Below are 517 nucleotides of genomic sequence, written 5' to 3'. Positions count from 1 at the left end.
TAAATAATAATTTATCTGGTAAAATGCCGTTTGAAAAAGCAGATGAAAATCTCACTGCTAAAATTACCCTTTATGGATCTCGACTTACGTTAGATTGTATCCACACGGATGGCAGGATATTGCAACTTATAATGGACTTTTCGTATAAACGTATTTACGCATCGTATTACGCTAACGGAACATGGTCAGATAAAGAAATATGTAAATGGACGTAAAAATGATCATTTGCCGACGGCGATCCAGTGGAGCGCAACACCCGAAAATGATCCAGCCGTATACTCGCTGGCGATAACATAATTAATTGTGGTTGCTGATACACCTGTTATACCTTGACGTAAAAAAGGTATACGGTTTGAGGATGTATGTACCGTAAGGGATACGGCAGGAGGGGTTGAAAACCCGGATATATTTATAGATCCAGTAAGCTTCCCGGCTGCACCGTCTGCTCCCGCAGCCGGAATAGTAAGTGACGTGACCGTACCGGATCTGATTTTAAAACCGGCTAAATTATTATTTA

2 protein-coding genes are annotated in these 517 nt (G+C 40.8%); one reads left to right on the top strand and one right to left on the bottom strand.

Going from position 1 to position 517, the window contains the following annotated elements:
* Positions 1-215, top strand: a 215-nt coding sequence (locus tag ABC831_RS26450; protein ID WP_343251057.1) for a hypothetical protein, incomplete at its 5' end; no start/stop codon positions are given.
* A 6-nt stretch (positions 216-221) separates the two neighbouring features.
* On the opposite strand, the gene ABC831_RS26445 is transcribed toward ABC831_RS26450, so the two are convergent.
* A partial coding sequence (locus ABC831_RS26445) for a hypothetical protein (RefSeq protein WP_343251056.1) occupies positions 222-517 on the bottom strand: 296 nt, incomplete at its 5' end.

Source organism: Diplocloster hominis (assembly GCF_032380655.1).
Classification (GTDB): Bacteria; Bacillota; Clostridia; order Lachnospirales; family Lachnospiraceae; genus Diplocloster; species Diplocloster hominis.
Note: the sequence above shows the minus strand (reverse complement) of the source record. Positions and strands in the feature narration are given on the sequence as shown.